This is a genomic window from Spirochaetaceae bacterium, from assembly GCA_009784515.1.
Lineage (GTDB): Bacteria > Spirochaetota > Spirochaetia > WRBN01 > WRBN01 > WRBN01.
Map to the genome: position 1 here is coordinate 1 of WRBN01000128.1, position 2,569 is coordinate 2,569.

Annotated in this window: 2 protein-coding genes; both read right to left on the reverse strand. The window is 47.8% G+C overall.

All coding sequences use genetic code 11. The features are described from left to right. On the reverse strand, window positions 1–2,327 hold a 2,327-nt coding region (gene infB, locus FWE37_09515), incomplete at its 3' end, for a translation initiation factor IF-2 (protein MCL2521217.1). Between the two features lie 45 nt (window positions 2,328–2,372). Continuing rightward, window positions 2,373–2,569 (reverse strand): zinc-ribbon domain-containing protein (locus FWE37_09520; GenBank protein ID MCL2521218.1); only part of this gene is annotated, 197 nt, incomplete at its 5' end.

Consider the following 2,569-nt stretch of genomic DNA (forward strand, 5'->3'; position numbering starts at 1 on the left):
CGCTTTAAGCCCAGCACTTTAACGGCGGCAATAACCACATTATCCCTAATAACATGAATGTTGCTCTTGCGCGTAATAAAGCCCTTAGTAACCATACAACCGGCAATAAGACCAATTTTACTGCTGCTAAATACTTTACGTATCTCGGCGGTACCGGTAACTTCCTCTCTTAGTTCCGGCGATAACATACCCTCCATCGCTAAGGTAATATCTTCTACAGCTTCATAAATTAAAGTATATTTTCTAATTTCTACCTTTTCGGCATCGGCTACTGCCTGCGCTTTGGTAGTTGGCCGTACCTGAAAACCAATGACAATGGCGTTAGAGGCACTGGCTAAAGTTATATCTTGCTCTACAATAGCGCCGGCGGCGGCACGTAATACCACCAGCTTAATCTCGCTGTTAGAGAGTTTTTCGAGGGCTTGCTTAAGAGCCTCCACACTCCCATGCACATCACCTTTAATAACCACCCGCAGCTCGCGCAAATCGCCTTCGGCAATGGTATCGTAAAGGTTACTTAAAGTAACTTTCCTACTGCTCTTGGCCCCTTCCATGCGCCGTAAGTCGCGCCGTTTGGCCGAAATACTGCTGGCCGTTCGCTCATCGATGGTAACCTGAAAGGGGTCGCCGGCCTCCGGCGCGCCTTCGCTAAAACCGGTAATTTCCACGGGGTCGCCGGGATAAGCTATCTTAATTTTTTCGCCGCCATCATTATAAATGGCACGCACTTTACCAAAATCGACACCGGCTACAAAGGGGTCGCCAATTTTAAGCTCGCCTCTGCTGATTAATACCGTAGCGGCAATACCGCGCCCTTGGTCGATACGTGCCTCGATAACGGTACCTTCGGCACGGCCGCTAAAGCTGGCTTTAAGCTCCATCACTTCGGCTTGTAATAAAATAGCCTCAATAAGTTTATCAATACCCTCTTGCGTATAGGCCGAAATAGGCACAAACATAGTTTGCCCGCCCCAATCTTCGGCAATTAAACCGTAGTCGCTAAGTTGCTGTTTTATTCTATCGGGATTAGCATTAGGTAAATCCATTTTATTTACCGCCACAATAATGGGCACTTCGGCGGCTTTTGCGTGGTCGATGGCCTCTAAGGTTTGAGCCATAATTCCTTCGGTAGCGCTAACCACCAGCACCACAATATCGGTAACTTTAGCGCCGCGTGCGCGCATCATTGTAAAGGCTTCGTGGCCCGGTGTATCTAAAAAAGTAACCTTTTGGCCGCTGGCAGTAGTAATAGCGTAAGCCCCGATATGCTGGGTAATGCCGCCATGCTCGCCGGCCACCACATTACTGCTACGGATAGCGTCAAGAGTTTTGGTTTTACCGTGGTCAACATGGCCCATAATGGTAACGATAGGCGGCCGCTGTTTAATAGCCTCTTCGCTTATTTCCTCACTGGCAATAACTACTTCATCGTATAAACTAATTACTTTAACTTTACAGTTATATTCGGTAGCCAATATTTCGGCCGTTTCGGCATCTATCTGCTGGTTCATGGTAACCATCATGCCCATTGTCATTAATTTAGCAATTAAAACGCTGGCCTTTAAATTCATCTTACGTGCCAATTCGGCAACGGTAATTTGCTCCATAATATCGATAGAATCGGGGATAGGATTAATAGCAGCCTGTGCTTTACGTTTGTTAAATTGATAAGCTTTTTCACTATCATATTGCTCTTTAGGAGTATTTTTTTTACCTTTAAAAACTTTAGCCCCGGTACGTTTAACGGCCTCCGGCAAAACAGTCGGTGCAGCCGAGTTATTATTAAAGCGGCCGCCGCCTTGCCCGCCAAAACGCGGCGCTCCGCCGCTTGAGTTAGGCCTAGTACCTGCCCCAGTCGGCCTATTATAACCACCGGAGGACCTGTTATTATTATAAGAAGAGCCCGCACCTGCCGAAGACGACGGAAAACGCCGTTCACCGCTGCCACCGGCAGACGAATTATTATAGGGCCGGCTGCCGGCCGGCCGCTCACGGTTATCGGGGCGGGTAAAATTACCGCGCCGCTCCGGGTTAGCCGGCCGTTCATTTTTAAGCGGCAAACCGCCGGCCAAGTTACCGGCTCGTGCCACTACGCGCGGTTTACTCTCCAAAGTAGCTACCTTTACGGCCGAGCCGGCTTCAGTAGCTTTATCCTTACCGTCACCGCCGCGCTCTTTAACCTCCGGCTTGCGCACTTTCTTAACTACCACAACTTTTCTTTTAGGCTTAGCTTCGCCCGAAGCAGTTTTATCTTGCAGCGGCTGCTCGTTTGCCCCGTTATCTTGTTTTTTAATTAATCTGGCATTAACCTTTTTTTCATCAGACATTCTCTTCTTTTAATCCTCTCGTACTTTTACCGGCCTGTTTACCCCTTAGGCAAATTCTAAAGCCACTCCACAATTAGGGCACTGCTTAACCTCTGGGGTAATAGCCGCACCGCAATCTGGGCATTCGTAGTGCTCATCTTCACTTTCAATTATCTCTATATTATCATTAATTACCTCGAGGAGAGTTTCGGCATCTTCTTCGGTAATACCATTTAAAGCCATTAAATCGGCCTTAGTTAAAG